Below are 524 nucleotides of genomic sequence, written 5' to 3'. Positions count from 1 at the left end.
GGTGAGGCCGACGTCCTGCGCGCTGAACGAGGTCGCGCCGGCCGTGGTCAGGCCGGCCACCGAGCCGCGCAGCACCCAGTCGGCGCCGTCGCGCACCGACCCCGCGAGGACGTCCTCGCCCTTCGCCGCGATCGTGACATCCGCCCAGCCGTCGCCGTCGAGGTCGGTGAGGTCCACGGCGGAGCCGAACCAGACGTCCGCCTCCGCCGTGCCGGGAACGCCGTCGGTGGCCTGGTGGACCACCTGGGCGTCGGTTTCGGTCAGACCGGTGGCCGAGCCCCGCAGCAGGACCGCCGCGCCGGTCCCGGGCACGCCGCGGACCGCCGCGCCGGGCGCCCCGGCCACCACGGCGAACCCGGCCGCCGCCACCAGCGCCCCCGCCCGCACCACCGCCACGGCGCCGAACCGCCGCACCCCGGCGTCCCCGACCGTCCGCCCCAGCAGCGTGGTGACCATGTACACGTTGTACGGCACGGTCGCCATCTGCTCGGTGCTGCCCAGCACGTCCTGGAGGTACTTCGCGC

1 pseudogene is annotated in these 524 nt (G+C 76.9%); it reads right to left on the bottom strand.

Annotation, left to right across the window (positions count from 1 at the left end):
- Positions 1 to 524: pseudogene (locus tag LPA54_RS36410) on the bottom strand (hypothetical protein); the annotation flags it as partial.

It is taken from the genome of Streptomyces sp. DH12, assembly GCF_020873895.1.
Lineage (GTDB): Bacteria > Actinomycetota > Actinomycetes > Streptomycetales > Streptomycetaceae > Streptomyces.
The sequence above is the reverse complement of the archived record's forward strand: the minus strand, read 5'-3'. Positions and strand labels throughout refer to the sequence as shown.